We start from the raw sequence: 20420 nt of genomic DNA on the forward strand, positions 1-20420 counted from the left end.
TTCGATACGCTTATGTCAGGAGCGTAAACGGCGTGCCTTCAAACGCTTCCGCGCCACGCCCAATGGCCCGAGCGGCAGCGATCATCCGGCCCTTCCGGTCCAGGAGATCGTCGGCCAGCGCAACGATGCGGGGGTTGGGCGTGGCGGATGGTGCGTGTCGGCGCAGCTCACGCGCCAGTTCCGCTTCATCAATGTCGGGCCGCAACGCCGCAGCGATGATAAAGGCCGCCGCAGTGGAGCGGCTGATGCCGGCATAGCAGTGGATCAGCAGGGGATCGTCGGCCGTCACGCGTTCGGCGAAACGGAGGATGGCCGCCACCTGCTCACGTGAGGGCGCGACATAGCCTTCACGTTCTTCCGCGATGTCATGCATGGCCACTTGCAGGTAATCGCTTGGCGCAATGTTGGCCGGCCGGTTGAAGGTTGCGCCGAGCGACTGCAGCGAAATCATCCGCCGCGCCCCAGAGGCAGCCAGCGTTTCGTCGAGCCGGGAAAGAGGCGTGACGTGGATCATGCCGCCCCCGCGTCGAACGCCATCAACGCTCCTTCAAGCCGGCTAAGTGCTGTGTCGTCGGCGGGGAGGCCGACCCGCAGAACATAGGGGTCGAAGCGGAAGGGTCGTACAAGGATGCCCTGTGCGCCGAGGTGCTGGAACAACGCGGAAGCATGGAGCGAGCGCACGAAACGGAACAGGCTTGTGCCGCCAGCGATTACCAAACCGTGCCTCGAAAGCAGACCGTCCAGCCGCGCTGTCTCCTTGATCAGTCGCCGCCGCATATCGTTTGCCCAAACCTGATCCGCGAGTGCTTCGCTCGCGATCTGCACCGTCGGTCCAGCAACCGCCCAGGGGCCGAGTTGCGCGTTCAGCCAAGCGGCGCGCGTCTGATCTGCGAGAACGAAGCCCAGCCGTATCCCTGCTAGGCCATAGAACTTGCCAAACGAGCGCAGCACCACCAGCCCCTCGCGTCCGGCGTCGCCGGCAACGCTGTGCTCCTGCGGTCCAACTTCCATGAAGGCCTCATCCGCTACCAGCAGCCCGCCCTTGGCGGAGAGATGCCGCGCCAGATGGAGCAACTGCTCGCGCGCGATCACCCGCCCGTCGGGATTGTTGGGGTTCACGACAACCGCAAGATCGGCATCGTAGAGCGCCTCGAAGGCACCGACTTCGCCCACCGTATGCCCCACCAGCGCGGCCGCACGGGCGTGCTCGGCATAGGTCGGCGACAACACGGCAGCGCGTCCGGGCTGCAACAGTCGCATCACCAGCGGCAAGAGGATCTGGGTACCCGGTCCGCACGCAATGCAGGCTGGTTCGCTTACGCCGTAGGCACGTGCTGCAAGGGCGGCCAGCCTTGCGGTGTCTTCCGGTTCAGGCAGGCGCGAGAAGGCGGTGGCGGGCAGGGGTGAAAACGGGTAGGCGTGCGGATTGATCCCTGTCGACAGATCGACCCACGGTTTCGGGGCTTGCGGAAAGCGCTGTTCGGCGCCTGCGAGGCTTCCACCATGGTCAGGCACGGCAGGCACTTCAACCGGGTTGCGCATGACGGTCCTGCTTGCCTTTTCCGCCTTGATCGTCGAACTCGCGCTTGGTTATCCCAGCCGTCTCTTCGCTGCCATCGGCCATCCGGTGACCTGGATCGGCGCGCTGATTTCGCGTTTGGAACGGCACCTCAACCGCCCAACTCGAAGTGATGCTGCGCGAAAGGTTGGTGGCGTACTGACGCTTGTCGTGCTGCTGGTGGTGTCCGGCGGCATCGGGTTCCTGATCCAGAATCTGCTGGGAGCGGGATGGGGGCTCATTCTCACCGCCCTCGCGGCGAGCGCGCTTCTGGCGCAAAGAAGCCTCGCGACGCACGTTCAGGCGGTCGCGAATGCCTTGGAGGCCGAAGGGCTCACCGGCGGCCGCAAAGCCGTTTCGATGATCGTGGGGCGCGACCCGGAACAGCTGGATGAACCCGCCGTGTGCCGCGCCGCAATCGAAAGCCTCGCGGAAAACTTTTCCGACGGCATCGTTGCGCCCGCTTTTTGGCTGGCGGTAGGCGGCTTGGGCGGCGGTGCGGCCTACAAGGCGGTGAACACGGCTGATTCCATGATCGGCCACAAGAACGAGCGCTATCTTCACTTTGGCTGGGCGGCCGCTCGCCTGGACGATCTGATCAACCTGCCGGCCTCGCGACTGACAGCACTGCTGGTGATCCTTGCTGCCGCGGTTCTGCCAGGTTGTTCGGCTGCGGGTGCATGGGCCGCGGTTCGCCGCGATGCGGGCAAGCACCGCTCGCCCAACGCCGGTTGGCCCGAAGCAGCTTTTGCCGGCGCGCTCGGATTGGCGTTGAACGGTCCACGCTCCTACGGAGGCGTTCAGGTCAACGACGCCTTCATGGGCAAAGGCGGGCGCCGCGAAGCCACGAGTACTGACATCCGCCGCGCGCTGCGCCTTTACTGGACCGCCGACCTCCTGATGGTCGCCCTGGCTGGCGTGGGTGCGCTGGCGATCTTCAGCGTGCATTAGCCAACATCGCATCAAGATCGAGATACCGCTCGCAATGGGCAGCGAGACCGTCCAAGACACGGTCAACCCCGGCATCGTAGTCAGCCAGTTGCGACACGCCGCCAAGCTTGGTGAGCCACGCCGCGCGTTGCTCGTCGTCGGCAAAGAAGCCGTGAACATAGGTGCCCGAGACCAGCCCGTCCGCTGACGTCGCGCCATCCGGCCGCCCATCGCCAAGCGTCGCAAAAGGTCTTTGCATACCTGGTCCCTCGGTGCGCCCGACATGCATCTCGTAGCCGCGGAACGAGGTGCCATCGACTGTTACGCCGGCGACCGGATGCAGCGACTTGTTTCCGGTCAGAACCGTGTCGACGTCAAGCAGCCCCAGCGCGTCCACCGTGCCGGCCGGTCCTTCAATCCCTTGGGGGTCGCTGATCGTGCGCCCCAGCATCTGAAACCCGCCACATAAGCCCAACACGCGACCGCCGCGCCGGATATGAGCGGCCAGATCCACGCCGAAGCCTGCATCTTGCAGGACCTTGAGGTCGGCGATCGTCGCCTTGGAACCCGGCAACAGAACGAGATCGGCGTCGCCGGGCAGGGCTGTTCCCGGCCAAACGCGGACGAGTTCAACATCCGGCTCGGCTTCCAGCGGATCAAGGTCATCGAAGTTGGAGATTGAGGGCAGGATTGGGACAGCAATGCGCACCTTGCCAGATCCCGCCTTGCGCGCGGACTTAGCCGTCAGCGCCAGCGCATCCTCGGCCGGCAAGCGCCGCGCATCGTCAAAATGCGGCAGCAGACCAAAGGCGCGCCAGCCGGTCTGCTCAGCGATTGTGATCATGCCTTCATCAAACAGCGAGGGATCGCCACGAAAGCGATTGACGAGAAACCCGCAGATCATCGCGGCGTCCGACGTATCAACCACATGCTTGGTGCCCACCAGGCTCGCAATCACCCCGCCGCGATCAATGTCGCCGATCAGCACCACAGGCACGTCGGCGGTGCGGGCGAATCCCATGTTGGCGATGTCGTTGGCGCGTAGGTTGACTTCGGATGCGCTGCCCGCACCCTCCACCAGCACAAGATCGGCCTCATTCTTCAGGCGCCCAAAGCTTTCCAGCACGCGCGGCATCAGGCCTGCCTTCATGGTCTGATACGCGCGCGCATCGGCAGTGCCGACCACCTTGCCCTGCACCACCACCTGTGAGCCGACCTGACTTTGCGGCTTCAGAAGGATCGGGTTCATGTGCACCGTCAGCGGCGTGCGGCAGGCTAGCGCCTGCAGCGCTTGCGCCCGGCCGATCTCGCCGCCGTCGCTGGTGACCGCGGCATTGTTCGACATGTTCTGCGGCTTGAAGGGCCGGACAGTGAACCCGCGCTTCGTGAATGCGCGGCACAGGCCTGCCACCACCAGCGACTTGCCGACATCCGAGCCGGTGCCTTGGAACATGAGCGCGCGGGCGGTCATAGAACTAGAACTCGATGCCCTGCTGTGCCTTCACGCCGGCTTTGAAATGATGCTTCGTGGCCGTCATCTCGGTAACGAGATCGGCGACCTCGACGAGTGCCGGCTTGGCGTTGCGGCCGGTGACCACGACATGCAGATCAGGGCGGCGCGCGGTGAGCGTCGCCACCACCTTTCCGAGGTCGAGATAGTCGTAGCGCAAGGCGATGTTGAGCTCATCCAGGATCACGAGGCCGATCGTCGGATCCGCCAGCAGTTCCTCCGTTTTTTCCCAGGCGCGTTCGGCCGCCGCGATGTCCCGCTGCAAGTCCTGCGTTTCCCAGGTGAAGCCTTCGCCCATCGTGTGCCAAACGACCTGGTCGCCAAAGAGCTTAAAGGCGTCCATTTCGCCGGTGTGCCAGGCACCTTTGACATACTGCACCACGCCCACGCGCTTGCCATAGCCCAGCATCCGCAGAGCAAGCCCGAACGCCGCCGTGGTCTTGCCCTTGCCCGGCCCGGTGTTGACGATCAGCAGGCCTTTTTCGACGGTTTTCTCCGCAACTTCGGCATCCTGCACCTGCTTGCGTTTTTCCATCTTCGCCTTGTGGCGCGCGGCCTCTGCCTGGTCGATCTCGGTCATATCACTTCACTTTCATCGGCAGGCCAGCCACCATGAACAGAACCTCGTCGGCCAATGCCGCGATTTTCTGGTTGAGCCTGCCTTGTTCATCACGGAAGCGGCGTGCCAGCGCATTTTCCGGTACGATGGAGAGGCCAACTTCGTTGGAAACGACATGCCACGGGCCCGTCGGCGCAGCCAGCGCGGAGGAAAGCTTGGCAACCGCAGCCTCCACGTCGCGCTCCGCCAGCATGATGTTGGTCAGCCAAAGCGTGAGGCAATCCAGCAGAACCGGCGTGCCGGTCGGCAGCGCGTGTAGGGTTTCGGCGAGATCTAAAGGTGCGTCCAGCGTCTGCCAGCCACCGTCACGCCGGTCGCGATGGTGCTGGATGCGCTCACGCATCTCGCTGTCGAAGGCCTGCGCCGTGGCGATATACGTCCAGGGCGCGGGGAGCCTCGTGATCAACTGCTCGGCGTGCAGGCTCTTGCCGGAGCGTGCGCCGCCGAGAAGGAAAGTAAGCCGGGGCGGTGCCAGTTCGGATCAGCCCGCCAGGTTGCCAACCAGGGCGGTCAGTCCGACGCCGAACGCCGCGGCTCCAGCGAGGCGGGGCTGCAGGTCGGCCGGGAGCCAGGAACGGCTCGACGCAAGACCTGCAACACTGACCGCGAGGGCCGACTGGATGATGGCGAGGCCTGCCAGGTAAGCTATCAACGGGGTCTGCTCAGCTCCAACGATCGACTCGCCGAAAGCATAACCGTGGACAATGCCCGCCCCAGCAAAGGCGACGAGCCAAACCGAGCGGCCGGCGCCTGTGCGCGCCAGGGCCAGTGCTGCGCCGGCACCCAGAGCAGAAAGGGCGATCAGCAGTTCAACGGCGGGAAGATCAAAGGCGCCAAGATGGAGGAGGACGCCCGCAAGCGAAGCGACAACGAAGGCGATTGGGGCGGCGATGCCCATGCGGGTGACCGCTGCGATCAACCCGGCCGCCACGATAAAGGCGAGGTGATCGATGCCGATCACCGGATGCGCGAGGCCAGAAACGAAGCCCTGGAAGAAGGTCGAAGGCATTTCGCCGTCCATCGCGTGATGCGCGTAGGCCGGTGCCGCAAACACGGCAGCAGCAAGGAAGGCGGCGGCGCGGCCGATGCGAAGGGTCATGGTAAGCCTTTCTCCCTCCACCCGAGGGATGTTGTACAAATGTTTGTCTCGGGCAGGTCTCCTGGCTCACGACTCGGGCGCTTCTGCCGACCTTCCCGGAGTTTCTCCAGTGGCATTCGGCACAGCTTGTCGCTTACAGTTGCGGGGGCAGCCACGGCTTTGGACTACGTCCGCACCGCGTTCCCTTTGAACCCCTTGCGGGGACCGTTGACAGGGGAAGCATAGAGCTTTCACGAACGCGTGCAATCCGATTTGCGACATGGAAAGCAGGTCGAAGGGCGCTGCAGCGCCCGCGTTGACGCCCGTTCTGACAAGTCCTACAAGCGTAAGCGACGGTCTGGCGGTTCATCCCCGCCGGCTAAGAGGGAATGCGGTGCGCGAAAGCCAGTCCGCAGCTGTCCCCGCAACTGTGATCGGGTGAGCGGTTCTTCCGAAAGCCACTGGGCGACGACAAGCCTGGGAAGGCGGAAGGGCGCAATGATCCGAGAGCCAGGAGACCTGCCGTCAGCGAACTGATCCTGAACATGTCCGGCGGGCGATCCGGGCGAGGAGAACGGAATATTGGCGGCAGACTCACCCGCAACTTCGATCGTGCCCGGTGCGGCATCCACCACGGCTTGCGAGCCGCCTGCGGTGACTGTCCTTGTGTGCCGGTCCTGCCGTTTGCGGGACATACCCGCGGAAGGGGTGCGCCCGGGCTCTCGACTGCTCGACGCGGTTACGAAGGCAGCGGAAAACACCGGTATAACCGTGCAGGGCGTCAGTTGCCTCGCCAACTGCCGCCGGGGCGTCAACGTCGCCATGCTGCGCGACGGCGGCTGGAGTTATCTGTTCGGCAAACTCGATGAGGAAAGCGCTGGAGACATCATCGCCGGCGCAGAACTTTTTGCGACATCTGCAGACCCGTTCATGCCGTTTCGCGGACGTCCCCAAGCCTTGAAGCGCGGCCTGATCGCGCGCATCCCGACATTCGACCATTTGAAGGACCTGCCATGAGCGTTTCCGCCGGCCGCACTCCCTGCACTGTCGTCACAGGCTTTCTGGGGGCGGGCAAGACCACGCTGCTGCGTTCCATGCTGGAGAAGTCAGGAACAAAGCGTATCGCCATCATCGTCAACGAGTTCGGCGACGTCGGGATCGACGGCGAGATCCTGAAAAGCTGCGGCGTCGAAAACTGCCCCGACGAGAACATCATTGAACTTGCCAATGGCTGCATCTGCTGCACGGTGGCCGATGATTTCGCACCCGCGCTCGACCAGATCCTGGCGCTGGAGCCGAAGGTCGATCACATCCTGATCGAGACATCCGGGCTGGCTCTGCCCAAGCCGCTGATTCAGGCCTTCCAGTGGCCGGCGATCAAGAACCGCGTTACCGTGGACGGCGTCGTTGCCGTGGTTGATGGCCCGGCGCTCGCGGATGGTCGTGTTGCGTCCGACATGGACGCCTTGCAAGCGCAGCGTGCAGCCGACGAGTCGCTCGACCATGACGACCCCGTTGAAGAAGTATTCGACGACCAGATCGCCTGCGCCGATCTCATCGTGCTTTCGAAAAGCGACCTCCTGGATCCTGAGGCGCTTCAGCGCGCCGAAGGGCGCATTGCAGACCATCTGCCGCGCGCGGTGAAGATCGTGCCGTCAGCGCATGGCCAGATCGATCCGGCAGTGTTTCTCGGCCTAGGCCTCGCTGTCGAAGACGACATCGAGAACCGCAAGACCGGCCATGACGGCCATTTCGACCACGAGCATGACGACTTCGACACCTTCATCGTCGAATTGCCCGCGATCACCGATCCTGATGCGCTTGCGACAAAGGTCGCGAAGGCAGCGGAAAAAGAAAACGTCCTGCGCTTGAAGGGCTTTGCGGAAGTGTCGGGCAAGCCGATGCGGCTGCTGGTTCAGGCCGTTGGCCCGCGCGTCGCCCATTATTTCGACCGCCCATGGAAGGCAGGAGAAACCCGTGGCACGCGGTTGGTCGTAATTGGCTTGAAGGGTCTCGACCGCGGCGCCATCGAAGAAATCCTCGCCGCGTAGTACTCTGCCGCCATGCACATCCTTGCAACCACGACCGCTTCGCTGGATGACCTGATCGAGCCCGTCGATCTGGGCCAGCAGCCTGCGGATTTGGTTGCCCTGTCGTTTTCCGACAGTGACCTTGCCAGTCTCGATCGCGCCGCGAAGGCCGACGAGGCGCTGCCGGATCTGCGCCTCACGGCACTGCGCGATCTGCGCCATCCGATGTCCGTCGATCTTTGGGTCGACCGCATCGGGTCCCAGGCCAAGGTCATCGTGGTGCGCGTGCTGGGTGGCTACGACTGGTGGCGCTATGGCTGTGACCGCCTGAGCGAAACTGCCCGCCGCAATGGCGTGAAGCTTGCGCTGTTGCCCGGCGAATGTCGCGTCGAAGACGAGCGCCTCGCAGCCCTGTCGACGATGGAGCCTGCGGAGCGGCACGCGCTGCTCGCCTGTTTTCGCGAAGGTGGGCCGGACAACATGCGCCGCGTTGTCGAGCGGATGGCGATGCTGGCCGGCCAAGATCGCGTCGTGGAAGTGGCCGAACCGCTTCCGCGCGCCGGCTTTCATCGGCCTGTTGAGGCGAGCACTGGATCGCGCGTCCTGATCCTGTTTTACCGCTCGATGCTGCTCGCCGACGATGTCGCACCCATCGATGCGCTTGCCGACGAACTCGCGGTGCATGGCATGGTGCCCGTGCCGATCTATGTTTCCAGCCTGCGCGACGGGGAGGTGGAGAGTTTCCTGCGCCAGGCTGTTGAGCAGCATCGGCCGGCGGCCATCCTCACCGCCACGGCCTTTGCAAGCGGCGCCGAGCCGGGCGCGCAAACGCTGTTTGACACGTTTGGCATCCCTGTGTTCCAGATCGTCACCGCCACCACGCGGCGCGAGGCGTGGCAGGACGGCCAGCGCGGCCTGGCGCCGGCTGATCTTGCCATGCATGTCGTTCTGCCCGAGCTCGATGGTCGCATTCTTGCGGGCGCCATTTCCTTCAAGGAGCCGGGGCTGCTTCCGGGGTCAGCGCAGATCAACCGTCCGGAACCCGACCGCGTCAGGCATGTTGCCAGTCGCATCGCAAGCTTCCTGCGCCTAGCGCAAACTCCGCGGGCCGAACGGAAGATCACCATCCTCGTGCCGGATTATCCGGGTGCTGCTGGCCGCACCGGCTATGCCGTAGGACTTGATGTTGCCGGGAGTGTTCTGGCCATGCTCGTCGATCTGCGTGCTGCCGGTTACACGATTGAAGGCATACCCGAGCTTCCGCGCGAGCTCATGCATCAGATTCAAACTTCGCGGGAGATCGTTGATGTTGCTTTGTATCATGATCATCTTGCCACGATCTCGGAACGCGCGCGGGACAAGCTCGCTGCAACATGGGGCGAGCCCGAAGCAGAAGCCGAAGACGGTGCCTTCGGTGTTCGTGCCGCTCGATTCGGCAACGTCACCGTAGCTCTTGCGCCCGACCGTGGTCGCTCGGCCAATCGCCGGGCCGACTATCACGATCCAGCTTTGCCACCACGCCATGCGCTAGTCGCCTTCGGCATGTGGATGCACGACGTGCTCCGCAGCCACGCGATCATCCATGTCGGCGCGCATGGCACCCTGGAATGGCTCCCGGGGAAAACCGTCGCTTTGTCGCAAGACTGCTTCCCCGAGATCGTTACCCACGGGCTGCCGGTCATCTATCCGTTCATCGTTTCCAACCCCGGTGAAGCGGCGCAGGCCAAGCGGCGTATCGCGGCTGTCACGATTGGCCATCTCACCCCGCCACTGGAAGGCGCCGGACTGAGCGACGAGCAGCAGGAGCTGGAGCGGCTCGTTGATGAATACAGCCAGGCCGACGGCCTCGACCGCCGCCGCCGTGACCGCCTCGCGAAGCTGATTGTGGAAACCGCGCAGAAGACCGGGCTGGCAGGCGACGCGGGTGTCGACGCCGCGGATGATCCGGACGCCGCGCTGACGCGTATCGACGCCTGGCTCTGCGACCTCAAGGAATTCGCGGTCAAGGACGGCCTGCATATTTTTGGTCGCGCGGCCGGCGACGACCTCATGCGCCGGCACTGCGCCGAGACCGAACGGGATGCGCTTTTGGCCGCGCTCGACGGCAAGCATGTTCGCCCCGGTCCGGCGGGCGCGCCGGCGCGCGGCCGCACCGACGTTCTGCCCACCGGACGCAACCTTTTCACTTCCGATCCGCGCACCCTGCCGACGCCCACCGCCTTTTCGCTGGGGCAAAAGGCGGCTGACGAAGTGCTACGCTCCTTTATGCAGGACCACGGCGATTGGCCGCGATCGCTCGTGATCGACCTGTGGGGCAGCGCGTCATTACGCACCGGCGGTGAGGAGATCGCGCAAGGCCTTGCGCTGATGGGCTGCCGTCCGCAATGGGATCCGGCAACCGGTCGTGTCACGGGCATCGAGGTTCTACCGCCAGCGGCCATGGGACGGCCACGCGTGGATGTGACCTGGCGCATTTCCGGCCTGTTCCGCGACATGTTTGCCAGCCAGATTGCGCTGCTCGATGCCGCGGTCGCTGCCGTTTCGACCCGCGATGAAGCTGAGGGCGACAATCCGCTGGCGGCGTCGCGACGCGCCGGCCAAACCCCAGCCCGCATCTTCGGGTCTGCGCCGGGCACCTATGGTTCCGGCATCGAAGACAAGCTTGCGTCGGGTGAATGGGACGAACAGGCCGAACTCGGCCAGGCCTATCTCAATGGCGCAGCCTACGCCTTCGGTGGTCATGACGGGGAAGGGCGCTCCGATGCAACCTTCGCAGAACGCCTTCTGGACGCCGATCTTCTCGTCCACAGCGCCGACGATCCGGGCCGTGACATCCTGGAAGGCTCGGCCGATGTCGCCTTCATCGGCGGCTTCGCGGCGGCGGTTAAAGCGCTCGGCGGCAAGGCTGACCTCATCGTGCTTGACACAACGAAGGCCGAGCGCCCGCAGGCGCGTTCGCTGAAACAAACCATCGCACGCGCCGTGCGCGCCCGCGCGCTGAACCCCCGCTTTATCGCCGGCCAGATGCGCCACGGCCCGCGCGGCGCATCGGAATTCGCCGAAACCGTTGATCGTCTTGTCGGGTTTGCCGAAACTACGGATGCCGTGCCCGGCGCTTTGATCGGCGATCTGCATGCCGCTTACGTCGAGGACGAGGCCGTTCGCGCTTTTCTTCTTCATGAGAACCCCGCCGCTGCCCGCTTCATCGCAGAACGGTTTGCGGCGGCGCGACGTCGCGGCCTGTGGCATCCGCTGCGCAACTCGACCGATGACGATCTCGCCACGCTTATTGCGGAAGCGCAGAGTTTGGAGTTCGCGGCATGACCGCGGTTTTCCCCCCGCGTCAACGCGGTGAATGCCCGTCGCTCTCCAAGCCCATGACCACAGGCGACGGGCTGCTCGCCCGCATCAACCCGATCAATGGCGCAATCTCGCCAGCCGATCTTGCAGGTGTGGCGGAAGCCGCCAGACGCTTCGGCAACGGCTTGCTCGAAATTACCCTTCGCGGAAGCCTACAGATCCGCGGTCTGCGCCCTGACACCGTTGCCGGCATGAACGCAACCGTTGAAGCGCTTGGCTTGCAAATCCGAAGCGGTCTTCCGCTCGATGTCGCGCCGCTGGCCGGCCTTTGCCGTAACGAGCGCGCCGATCCGCGCCCGTTGGCTGAAGCGATCGAAAACCAAGCGGCAGACTTTGCCCCCAGGCTCGGTCCCAAGGTTTCCGTTGTGGTGGATGGCGGCGGGCCGTCGATGCTCGCCGGCGTGAAAGCCGACGTGCGGCTGACGGCGCTTGGTGCCACGACCTGGCAGTTGGCAATTGCCGGCGACGCCAACGCCGCACGATTTGTCGGCACTTACGAGGCCGAATGGGCTGTTCAGTCCGCCGTGTCCCTTCTGCGCGCAATCGCCGACGGTGGCCGCAAGACACGCGGAGGCGATCTCTTGCTGACCTACCAAGACGTCCAGCCGCCGGTGAAGCCACGGAAGTCTGAGCCCTCTCGTCTTCACCCCGGCGACATCACGCTCCTCACCGACAACCGCTTCGCTGCCGTGGTGGCCTTGCCTTTCGGCACCGTCAGCGCCGAAACGCTGATCGCCTTTTCAGTTGAAATGCAAAGCCTCGGCATCACGGAGTTTCGCTTGTCGCCGCAGCGCATGCTGATCCTGCTGTGCCCTGACGAGGCCACCGCGCGTGCCGCCCTGACCCGCTCCGATCCCCATCACCTTATCATCCAGCAGGACGACCCACGTCTGCGAATCGTTGCCTGCGCCGGAGCGCCCGCTTGCGCTTCGGGCTATTTCAACACGCATGCGCTCGGCCGCGATCTCGCTGCCAACCCTCCGGATTGGCTCGACGGGCCTTTTCTTTTGCATCTTTCTGGTTGCGACAAGCAGTGTGCGAAGCCCGCCGGTGCGCACGTCGATGTGATTGGTGTTCCGGGCTCTCGCAAGATCGTCGCGAACGGGATAGTGCTGCCGCCCGATTTCAGCGACAGGCTGACGAACATACCACCCATGCAGCGGGCTTCATGACCACGGACTACATCAAATCGGGCGACGCCATCTACGAGAAGAGCTTCGCGATCATCCGGGCGGAAGCTGACCTCTCGCTGTTTACCGAAGCGGAAGCCGATGTCGCCGTGCGCATGATCCATGCCTGCGGGGTGGTGGAAGCCGCGCAACATTTCCAGTTTTCGCCGACCTTCGTTGCAGACGCCCGCGCAGCATTGCAGGCCGGCGCTCCGATCCTGTGCGACGCCGAAATGGTAGCGCAGGGCGTCACCCGCGCCCGGCTGCCGGCGACCAATCCGGTGATCTGCACCTTGCGCGATCCCCGCACGCCGGATCTCGCGAAGGAGATCGGCAACACGCGCTCCGCCGCAGCACTCGAACTCTGGCGACCGCAACTGGAAGGTGCGGTTGTCGCCATCGGCAATGCGCCCACCGCTTTGTTCTACCTGCTGGACATGATCGCTGCCGGTGCTCCGCGGCCGGCCGCCATCATCGGCATGCCGGTTGGCTTTGTGGGCGCGATAGAATCCAAGGACGCGCTGGCTGAAAGCAACCTCGGCATCCCCTTCGCCATCGTGCGGGGACGCATGGGCGGCAGCGCAATGACTGCCGCAGCAATCAACGCCCTTGCGAGGCCGGGCCTATGAGCGCTGCCCCTGGCAGATTGATCGGCCTCGGCACCGGCCCGGGGGATCCCGAACTGCTGACGCTCAAGGCCGCGCGCTATCTGGCAGAAGCCGATGTGATCGCGAATTTCGCCAAGCGCGGCAATGCCGGCAATGCCCGAAAGATCGTTGCCGGGCATATGCGGCCTGAAGTCATTGAGCTTCCGCTGTATTATCCCGTGACCACCGAGATCGACAAGGATCATGGGGATTATGTCTCCGCAATCAGCGACTTCTACGAAGAGTCTGCCAAGGCGGTTGAGGATCATCTTCTTGCCGGCCGCACCGTTGTGGTGTTGTCGGAAGGCGATCCGCTATTCTACGGCTCTTATATGCACCTGCATGTCCGGCTCTCGCATCGCTTCTCCACGGAGGTCGTGCCGGGCGTCACCGCCATGTCCGGCTGTTGGTCGGCAACCGGCGTTCCGATCGTGCAGGGTGACGACATTCTGAGCGTTTTACCCGGCACCTTGGCCGAAGACATTCTGGCTCATCGCTTGTCGGATACGGATGCGGCCGTGATCATGAAAGTCGGTCGCAATCTGCCCAAGATCCGCCGCGCCCTTGCGCAGGTCGGCAAGCTCGAGCGCGCCATCTATGTCGAGCGCGGCACCATGGAAAACATGGCAATCACGCCACTGGCGGCCAAGCCGGACGACATCGCGCCATACTTTTCCATCGTGCTGGTGCCTGGCTGGGCTGCCAAACCGGGCGAGAGCGTCGATACTTCCTCCCAGATGGCGGAGGTCGTGGCATGAGCGGACGTCTCACCGTCATCGGCACCGGGCCGGGCAACCCCGATCAGATGACGCCGCAAGCGCGTGCGGCTATCGAAGCTGCCAGCGACTTCTTCGGCTACAAGCCTTATCTCGACCGTCTCCAAGTTCGTGCCGACCAGACGCTGCACGCGTCCGACAATCGCGAAGAACTCGACCGCGCCAAGGCCGCACTCGATCTTGCCGTGTCCGGCAAGCATGTCGCCGTTGTATCCGGCGGCGATGCCGGCGTGTTCGCGATGGCCGCCGCGATGTGCGAGACGATTGAGCATGGCCCGGCCGAATGGCGCGCGCTCGACTTCGCCGTGGTTCCCGGCGTTACCGCAATGCTGGCGGTCGCCGCACGCGTCGGCGCGCCGCTCGGGCATGATTTCTGCGCCATGTCCTTGTCCGACAATCTCAAGCCCTGGGACCTCATTGAAAGCCGCCTGCTGGCCGCCGCTTCAGCCGGTTTCGTGATCGCGCTCTACAATCCGATTTCCAAGGCCCGTCCGTTCCAGCTTGGCCGCGCCTTTGAAATCCTGCGCACCGTCTTGCCGGAAACAGTCCCGGTTGTGTTCGGCCGCGCCGCCGGCCGTCCGGACGAGCGCATCCGTATCGTGCCGCTCAGCGATGCCGATCCGGCCTTTGCGGATATGGCGACCTGCGTCATCATCGGCTCGCCCGACACCCGTCTGATCGAGCGTCCGGGAATGGAGCCACTGGTTTATGCGCCACGTTCGGCGAAGGCTGCAACGTGACGGTTGATCCAGTCCTCCACGGCCTCAACAGAGCTTACGGTATCTGCACCGGATGGAGCAGGGCGCTTGACCATGATCACCGGAAGCCCGAGCCGGCGCGCCGCGACAATCTTGCCATAGGTCGCCGCGCCGCCGCTGTTCTTGCTCACCACCACCTGAACGCCGTGCGTGCGCATCAGCGCCTCCTCGACCTCCGCATCGAAGGGGCCGCGATCCAGGATGATTGTGGCCTTCGGCAGGGTCACATCGGCGGGATCAACACTGCGCTGGATGAAGTGATGCTGCGGGCGAGCGGCGAAGGGCAGGAGTTCCTGTCGTCCGATGGTCAGAAACACTGTGCGCGGCGAATTGCCGAGCGCAGCCGCCGCAGCGACCATGTCCCCCACCTCGATCCAGCGATCGTCATTCGTCTTCTCCCAAGCGGGGCGGTCCAGCTGCACCAGCGGCGCACCGGTGCTTCGAGCGGCCGCGAATGCATTGGCGCTGATGCCGGCGGCGAAGGGATGCGTGGCATCGATCAAAAGATCGACGCGCTCGGCATGGATGTACGTCGTCAGACCATCGACGCCGCCAAATCCGCCGATCCGCGTTTGCACGGCCTGCATCAGCGGCGCTTTCGTGCGGCCGGCGAGCGACAAACTCACGCGCAAGTCGGTGCGGGCGCTCAGCCGCTCGGCCAGCTCGCGCGCGTCGCCGGTGCCGCCCAAGATCAGACAATGCGGTGTTTCCATGCCGCTGCATAATCCGCTTGGCCTTTCCGCAACAGACACGAAATGGCTTTCGATCGTCGGCATCGGCGAAGACGGGATTGCTGGATTGTCTGTGCGAGCGCGCGACCTGATCGCCCAAGCCGAGATTGTCATGGGCGGCCGTCGCCATCTCGCGCTCGCCCAGGATCTTGTCACTGGCGAAACGCGGTCTTGGCCGGAGCCCTTCGATCCATCCATGGCCGAACTCGTCGCCCTGAAGGGCCGCAGGGTCTGCGTGCTGGCGTCCGGCGATCCTTTCCTGTTCGGCGTCGGCGCTACAATCGCTCGTGTCATCGATGCCGAGGAAATCGAAGTCCTGCCTGCTCCGTCCTCTTTCAGCCTTGCCGCCGCGCGTATGGGCTGGGCGTTGCAGGACATCGAAATCGTCTCTCTTCACGGCCGCCCGATCGACCTCATTCGCCCGCTGCTGCATCCCGGCCGACGCATTCTGGCGTTGACCTCTGATGGTCAAGCACCAAACATCATTGCGGGTTTGCTGGCAGAGATCGGCTTCGGCGCTTCAAGACTGCATGTTCTTGAAGCGCTTGGCGGTGAAGGTGAGCGCGTCAGCACATGGTCGGGCAGGGACCGCTTGCCTGAGTTCAACCCGCTCAACGTCCTCGCCATTGAGGTCGCTGCGGGGGATGGCGCCCGCATCCTGCCGCTGGGCTTTGGCCTCGCCGATGACCTCTTCGAGCATGATGGCCAAATTACCAAGCGCGCTATCCGCGCTGCGACGTTGTCCGCTCTGTCGCCGCGCCGGGGCGAACTTCTGTGGGATGTTGGTGCAGGCTCCGGCTCAATTTCCATCGAGTGGATGCTGTCCCACCCCTCAATGCGCGCGATCGCCATCGAGCACGTGCCCGAGCGCGCCGAGCGCATTCGGCGCAACGCCCACCAGTTTGGCGTGCCTGGCCTGAAGATCGCGGAAGGCCGCGCGCCGGAAGCGCTCCATGATCTGCCGCGGCCGGATGCGATTTTCGTCGGCGGCGGCGGTTCGGACCACGGCACCATGGACGCGGCGATCGCGGCGCTGAAACCTGGAGGGCGGCTCGTCGCCAACAGCGTCACGCTAGAAATGGAAGCCGTGCTTCTGTCGCATTACGCCCGGCTTGGTGGCGAACTCACGCAGATGGCGACCGCACGCGCAACCCCGGTCGGCAGCATGAGCGGTTGGCGCCCGGCCATGCCGGTGTTGCAATGGGCGTGGGTGAAGCCATGATGGTCGCCGGACTTGGCTGCACCCAAAACACGCGCGCGATGGCCGTTCTGGCCACGCTCGATGCTGTTTTGGAAGCGCAGGGTTTCGCGCGTGACGATCTTGCCATGCTGGCCACCGTTCCGGCAAAGAAGGACGAACCTGGCCTGGTCGAAGCCGCCGAAATCCTCGGAATTCCTTTAGCCGTGCCGGACGACACCCAACTGAAAGCGGCCGACAGCCGCGGCCTGACCCGCAGCGAAGCCTCGCTCGCCGCGACGGGATTGGGTTCAGCCAGCGAAGCGGCCGCGCTCGCTGCCTGCGGCACGCAGGCGCGCCTGCTCGCTCCGCGGCTAGTTCAGGACGGCGTGACCTGTGCTCTGGCGGTCAGCGGAGACGACGAATGACCGTGCACTTCATCGGCGCCGGACCGGGCGCCCCGGACCTCATCACCGTGCGCGGCCGCGATCTTATCGCGCGCTGCCCGGTCTGCCTTTATGCCGGTTCCATCGTGCCGAAAGCACTGCTGGACTACTGCCCGCCGGATGCCCGCATCATCGATACGGCACCGCTTTCGCTCGACGAAATCGAGCAGGAGTTCGTTGCTGCATCGCAGGCCGGCCAGGACATTGCCCGCCTCCATTCCGGCGACCTGTCTGTTTGGAGCGCGGTTGCCGAACAGATCCGTCGTTTGGAGCGGCTTGGCATTCCTTACACCCTCACGCCCGGGGTTCCGTCCTTCGCCGCCGCTGCCGCCGCGTTGAAGCGCGAGCTGACGATTCCAGAAGTCGCACAAAGTCTGGTGCTCACCCGTGTGTCCGGCCGCGCCTCCGCCATGCCCGCCAGCGAAAACCTTGCCGCCTTCGGCGCAACGGGTGCCACTCTTGCGATCCATCTCGCGATCCATGCGCTTGACCGCGTTGTGGCCGAACTTACCCCGCTCTATGGCGCCGATTGCCCGGTCGCCATTGTGGTGCGCGCGACGTGGCCTGAAGAGCGCATCCTGCGCGGCACGCTGGCCACCATCGAAGCGCAGGTCGCTGCCGATCCGATCGACCGCACAGCGCTGATCTTCGTCGGCCCCGGACTTCGCTCGGACGATTTCCGCGAAAGCTCGCTTTATGATCCCGCCTATCAGCGCCGCTTCAGGGGGCGCGACAGCCTGTGAGCCTTGTTGATGCCCTCGCGCGGCTGGATGTCCGCATTCCTCAGTTTGAGCCCGGCCATGTCTGGCTCGCCGGCGCGGGGCCCGGCCATCTGGCCGGTCTGACGCTGGAGGTCGTTGCAGCATTGGGTCTGGCGGATGCAATCGTTTATGACGCGCTCGTGGACGCCGCGGCTCTGAAGGCCAGTCCTCAAGCCGAAGCCCATTTCGTTGGGAAGCGCGCCGGCCAGCCTTCTGCCACGCAGTCCTTCATCAACGAGCTGATCGTGCGGCTGGCGCAGGAAAACAAGCGCGTGCTGCGGCTGAAGGGCGGCGATCCGAACGTGTTCGGGCGCGGCGGCGAGGAAGCGTCTGCACTCTCGGCAGCCGGCATTCCGTTCCGCTTTCTGCCGGGCGTGACGTCTGCCTTCGGCGCGCTCGCGTCTGCTGGCATTCCCGCCACGCTACGCGGCGTCAACAAGGCGATCATTTTGGCCACCGGTCACGGCATCGACGACACCGATCATCTCGACTGGGCCTCGCTGGCGCGAACCGGCCAGCCAATCGTGGTTTACATGGGGATGAGCAACCTGCCGGTGATCGTCGAAGGCTTGCGGCGGGGCGGGCTGGCCGAGGCAACACCTGTCGCCGTGATCCAAGGTGCAACCACCGCGAAAGAACGGTTGCTCGTATCCGATCTCGCGCGAGTCGATGCGGATGTGCGCGCAGCCGGCATCGTGCCGCCCGCGCTGATCGTCGTCGGCGAGATCGTGGCGCATCGTCATGCGCTCGGTTCGCTCATCCGCGAGGCCATTCTGCCGTGAGCGCGCGCGGTTTGATCATCGGCGCGCCTCGCTCCGGCTCCGGCAAAACCAGCGTCACCATCGGTTTGATGCGCACCTTGGCGCGACGGGGCCACACGGTGCGCGGCGGCAAATCGGGACCTGATTACATCGACCCCGGCTTCCACGCAGCCGCCACCGGCCAACCGGGAGTCAACCTCGACAGCTGGTCAATGCAGCCTGATCTGCTCGACCATCTTCTGAGCCATCAAGCGCAAGGCTCTGATTTCGTGATTATCGAAAGCGCGATGGGGCTGTTCGACGGCATCCGTGCCGACCCAGGTCGATCAGGTGCCGCGGCCGAACTGGCCCGCCGCTACAGGCTGCCGACACTGCTTGTGCTCGATATTTCTGGCCAGTCCATCACGGCTGCGGCGATCGCGCATGGCTTTGCCACTTTCGATCCAGATGTCACCATCGGCGGCGTTGTCTTGAACCAGGTGGCAAGCGCCCGGCACGAAGATCAAGCCCGTGCCGCGATCGAAGCACGCGGCATCCCCGTCGTTGGCGCCGTTTATCGCAACCCGGACATGGCGTTGCCCGAGCGGCATCTCGGGCTGGTGCAGGCGAGTGAACATCAGGCGCTGGAGGCGTTCATTGATCGGCTCGCCGACACGATGGAAAAGAGCCTCGATCTCGATGCGGTGATCGCCCTTGCGCATCCCGTTGAAGCGCCCCAAGGCAGCGTCACGCATGCGCTGCCCCCGCCCGGTCAGCGCATTGCGTTGGCATCTGATGCGGCCTTCACTTTCGTTTATCCCCATGTGGCGCGGTTGTGGCGGGAACAAGGGGCCGAGATCATCCCGTTCTCTCCTTTGGCCGATCAGGTCCCCGACGAAAGCTGCGATACCTGCTGGCTGCCCGGCGGTTATCCGGAGCTTCATGCAGGCCAGCTTGCGGCGGCGGATACCTTCAAGACCGGCCTGCATCGCTTTGCGGAAACGCGGCCGGTCCATGGCGAATGCGGCGGCTTCATGGTTCTGGGCCAGGCGCTGGAAGATGCCGAGGGCGTTACGCACGCCATGACCGGCCTGCTCGGCCATGCCACCAGCTATGCCAAGCGCAAGCTGAACCTTGGATACCGCCAAGCCGTGCTTACCGCCGATTGCCTGATCGGTCGCGCCGGGGAGACCGTGCGCGGGCACGAATTTCATTACTCGCGGGTGATCGACTCCGGCCATGACACGCCTTTGGCCGAGCTCGCCGATGGCATTGGCAATGCGCTTGGGCCCTCGGGTGCGCGGCGCGGTCATGTCAGCGGCACCTTCTTTCACGCGATTGCCCGCGCATGACGAGCAAGGAGGAGAACGGTCGTGACTGGCTGGGTGAGATGTTCGCCTGCCTCGGCTTTTTTACGCGCCTGCCCATACCTGCTTACCGCCTCGCTCGCGATGGCTTCGGACGCGCTTTATGGGCTGCGCCGCTTGCCGGGGTTGTTCCGGCTTTCGGTGCCGCAACCATGCTGGGCGTCGGCCATGCGCTCGACCTGCCGCCGCTCGCTTCCGCAGTCCTCGCCCTATTGGCCACTCTTTTGATCACCGGCGCGCTGCATGAGGATGGCCTGGCTGACGTGGCCGATGGTTTCGGCGGTGGCGCGACCCGCGAGCGCAAGCTCGAGATCATGAAGGACAGCCGGATCGGCACCTATGGGGTCGCGGCCCTCGTGCTGTCGCTGCTTTTGCGCGCGAGTTTGATGGCCGCGCTTGTGCCTTTCGGATTCTGGACCGCGCTTGCCGTCCTGATCGCCGCGCATTGTGCGTCGCGCGCGCTGTTGCCCGCCATGATGCATGATCTTCCAAACGCGCGGTCCGGTGGTGTTTCGGCCGGCGTCGGCCGGGTGCCTCTGGAAAGCGCGATGATCGCGCTTGCCCTCGGTGCCGTCCTGTTGGCCCCTCCGGGCGTGGCGGCGGCGTTTTTGTCGGCGCTCCTGCTTGCCTCTTGTTATGGCGCATTGCGCTGGCTGGCGTTGCGCCAGATTGGCGGCCAGACCGGCGATGTCCTGGGAAGCTTGCAACAGGCCGGCGAGGTTGCGGTGCTGATCGCCGCGACATCCCAACTGAATTAAAAGGA

21 protein-coding genes and 2 riboswitches are annotated in these 20420 nt (G+C 64.6%); of the genes, 14 read left to right on the forward strand and 7 right to left on the reverse strand.

Going from position 1 to position 20420, the window contains the following annotated elements; genetic code table 11:
* Positions 1 to 10: 10 nt before the first annotated feature.
* Together J5Y06_RS20355 and cobD are read right to left on the reverse strand one after the other, a co-directional pair.
* Positions 11 to 514, reverse strand: coding sequence for a tyrosine phosphatase family protein (locus tag J5Y06_RS20355; RefSeq protein WP_209337030.1), 504 nt, complete (start codon positions 512 to 514; stop codon positions 11 to 13).
* Positions 511 to 1542, reverse strand: coding sequence for a threonine-phosphate decarboxylase CobD (cobD, locus tag J5Y06_RS20360; protein WP_209337031.1), 1032 nt, complete (start codon positions 1540 to 1542; stop codon positions 511 to 513). The genes J5Y06_RS20355 and cobD overlap by 4 nt, the downstream gene beginning before the upstream one ends.
* Here cobD and cbiB point away from each other — a divergent pair.
* Positions 1541 to 2509, forward strand: coding sequence for an adenosylcobinamide-phosphate synthase CbiB (cbiB, locus tag J5Y06_RS20365; protein WP_209337032.1), 969 nt, complete (start codon positions 1541 to 1543; stop codon positions 2507 to 2509). The two genes, cobD and cbiB, sit on opposite strands and share 2 nt — an antisense overlap.
* Here the strand turns inward: cbiB and J5Y06_RS20370 are convergent.
* The 4 genes from J5Y06_RS20370 to J5Y06_RS20385 are packed head-to-tail and all read right to left on the reverse strand — an operon-like array spanning position 2496 to position 5716.
* A complete protein-coding gene (locus J5Y06_RS20370; protein ID WP_209337033.1) occupies positions 2496 to 3959 on the reverse strand; it encodes a cobyric acid synthase in 1464 nt (487 codons plus the stop codon). The genes cbiB and J5Y06_RS20370 overlap by 14 nt on opposite strands.
* A gap of 4 nt (positions 3960 to 3963) precedes the next feature.
* The gene (cobO, locus tag J5Y06_RS20375) at positions 3964 to 4578 is read right to left on the reverse strand and encodes a cob(I)yrinic acid a,c-diamide adenosyltransferase (protein WP_209337034.1); all 615 of its coding nucleotides are present in this window, start codon (positions 4576 to 4578) and stop codon (positions 3964 to 3966) included.
* Position 4579: 1 nt separating this feature from the next.
* Positions 4580 to 5092, reverse strand: a complete 513-nt coding sequence (cobU, locus tag J5Y06_RS20380) for a bifunctional adenosylcobinamide kinase/adenosylcobinamide-phosphate guanylyltransferase (protein WP_209337086.1) — start codon at positions 5090 to 5092, stop codon at positions 4580 to 4582.
* 6 nt (positions 5093 to 5098) lie between these two features.
* Positions 5099 to 5716, reverse strand: coding sequence for a HupE/UreJ family protein (locus J5Y06_RS20385; protein ID WP_209337035.1), 618 nt, complete (start codon positions 5714 to 5716; stop codon positions 5099 to 5101).
* 34 nt (positions 5717 to 5750) lie between these two features.
* Positions 5751 to 5940: riboswitch (cobalamin riboswitch) on the reverse strand.
* A gap of 92 nt (positions 5941 to 6032) precedes the next feature.
* Positions 6033 to 6236, forward strand: a riboswitch (cobalamin riboswitch).
* Between the two features lie 41 nt (positions 6237 to 6277).
* On the opposite strand from J5Y06_RS20385, the gene J5Y06_RS20390 reads away from it, so the two are divergent.
* The 7 genes from J5Y06_RS20390 to J5Y06_RS20420 are packed head-to-tail and all read left to right on the forward strand — an operon-like array spanning position 6278 to position 14417.
* Positions 6278 to 6712: a DUF1636 family protein gene (locus J5Y06_RS20390; protein WP_245248179.1), complete on the forward strand. Its 435-nt coding sequence runs from the start codon at positions 6278 to 6280 to the stop codon at positions 6710 to 6712.
* Positions 6709 to 7746 (forward strand): cobalamin biosynthesis protein CobW, encoded by a 1038-nt coding sequence (cobW, locus tag J5Y06_RS20395; protein ID WP_209337036.1) that lies wholly within the window; start codon positions 6709 to 6711, stop codon positions 7744 to 7746. The genes J5Y06_RS20390 and cobW overlap by 4 nt, the downstream gene beginning before the upstream one ends.
* A gap of 12 nt (positions 7747 to 7758) precedes the next feature.
* Complete coding sequence (cobN, locus tag J5Y06_RS20400; RefSeq protein ID WP_209337037.1) at positions 7759 to 11049, forward strand: cobaltochelatase subunit CobN; 3291 nt, start codon at positions 7759 to 7761, stop codon at positions 11047 to 11049.
* Positions 11046 to 12257, forward strand: coding sequence for a precorrin-3B synthase (gene cobG / locus J5Y06_RS20405; protein ID WP_209337038.1), 1212 nt, complete (start codon positions 11046 to 11048; stop codon positions 12255 to 12257). The genes cobN and cobG overlap by 4 nt, the downstream gene beginning before the upstream one ends.
* Positions 12254 to 12883: a precorrin-8X methylmutase gene (locus J5Y06_RS20410; protein WP_209337039.1), complete on the forward strand. Its 630-nt coding sequence runs from the start codon at positions 12254 to 12256 to the stop codon at positions 12881 to 12883. The genes cobG and J5Y06_RS20410 overlap by 4 nt, the downstream gene beginning before the upstream one ends.
* Positions 12880 to 13659, forward strand: a complete 780-nt coding sequence (locus J5Y06_RS20415) for a precorrin-2 C(20)-methyltransferase (RefSeq protein WP_209337040.1) — start codon at positions 12880 to 12882, stop codon at positions 13657 to 13659. The genes J5Y06_RS20410 and J5Y06_RS20415 overlap by 4 nt, the downstream gene beginning before the upstream one ends.
* Complete coding sequence (locus J5Y06_RS20420) at positions 13656 to 14417, forward strand: precorrin-3B C(17)-methyltransferase (protein ID WP_209337041.1); 762 nt, start codon at positions 13656 to 13658, stop codon at positions 14415 to 14417. Before J5Y06_RS20415 ends, J5Y06_RS20420 begins: the two co-directional genes overlap by 4 nt.
* Here J5Y06_RS20420 and J5Y06_RS20425 read toward each other — a convergent pair.
* Complete coding sequence (locus J5Y06_RS20425) at positions 14384 to 15148, reverse strand: cobalt-precorrin-6A reductase (RefSeq protein WP_209337042.1); 765 nt, start codon at positions 15146 to 15148, stop codon at positions 14384 to 14386. The genes J5Y06_RS20420 and J5Y06_RS20425 overlap by 34 nt on opposite strands.
* On the opposite strand from J5Y06_RS20425, the gene cbiE reads away from it, so the two are divergent.
* Genes cbiE through cobS form a run of 6 tightly spaced genes read left to right on the forward strand, consistent with a single transcriptional unit; the run spans position 15147 to position 20415 of the window.
* Positions 15147 to 16388 carry a precorrin-6y C5,15-methyltransferase (decarboxylating) subunit CbiE gene (gene cbiE, locus J5Y06_RS20430; RefSeq protein WP_209337043.1) on the forward strand — a complete coding sequence of 414 codons (1242 nt, stop codon included), beginning with the start codon at positions 15147 to 15149 and terminating at the stop codon, positions 16386 to 16388. The two genes, J5Y06_RS20425 and cbiE, sit on opposite strands and share 2 nt — an antisense overlap.
* Complete coding sequence (locus J5Y06_RS20435) at positions 16367 to 16771, forward strand: cobalamin biosynthesis protein (RefSeq protein ID WP_245248181.1); 405 nt, start codon at positions 16367 to 16369, stop codon at positions 16769 to 16771. The genes cbiE and J5Y06_RS20435 overlap by 22 nt, the downstream gene beginning before the upstream one ends.
* Positions 16768 to 17532 (forward strand): precorrin-4 C(11)-methyltransferase, encoded by a 765-nt coding sequence (gene cobM, locus J5Y06_RS20440; RefSeq protein WP_209337044.1) that lies wholly within the window; start codon positions 16768 to 16770, stop codon positions 17530 to 17532. The genes J5Y06_RS20435 and cobM overlap by 4 nt, the downstream gene beginning before the upstream one ends.
* Entirely contained in the window at positions 17529 to 18332 is an 804-nt protein-coding gene (gene cobA, locus J5Y06_RS20445) for a uroporphyrinogen-III C-methyltransferase (RefSeq protein ID WP_209337045.1), read from the forward strand. The genes cobM and cobA overlap by 4 nt, the downstream gene beginning before the upstream one ends.
* On the forward strand, positions 18329 to 19642 hold the full coding sequence (locus tag J5Y06_RS20450; protein ID WP_209337046.1) for a cobyrinic acid a,c-diamide synthase CobB: 1314 nt from the start codon (positions 18329 to 18331) through the stop codon (positions 19640 to 19642). The genes cobA and J5Y06_RS20450 overlap by 4 nt, the downstream gene beginning before the upstream one ends.
* The gene (gene cobS / locus J5Y06_RS20455) at positions 19639 to 20415 is read left to right on the forward strand and encodes an adenosylcobinamide-GDP ribazoletransferase (RefSeq protein ID WP_209337047.1); all 777 of its coding nucleotides are present in this window, start codon (positions 19639 to 19641) and stop codon (positions 20413 to 20415) included. Before J5Y06_RS20450 ends, cobS begins: the two co-directional genes overlap by 4 nt.
* Positions 20416 to 20420 lie beyond the last annotated feature (5 nt).

This window comes from Tianweitania sediminis, from assembly GCF_017813335.1.
Lineage (GTDB): Bacteria > Pseudomonadota > Alphaproteobacteria > Rhizobiales > Rhizobiaceae > Tianweitania > Tianweitania sediminis.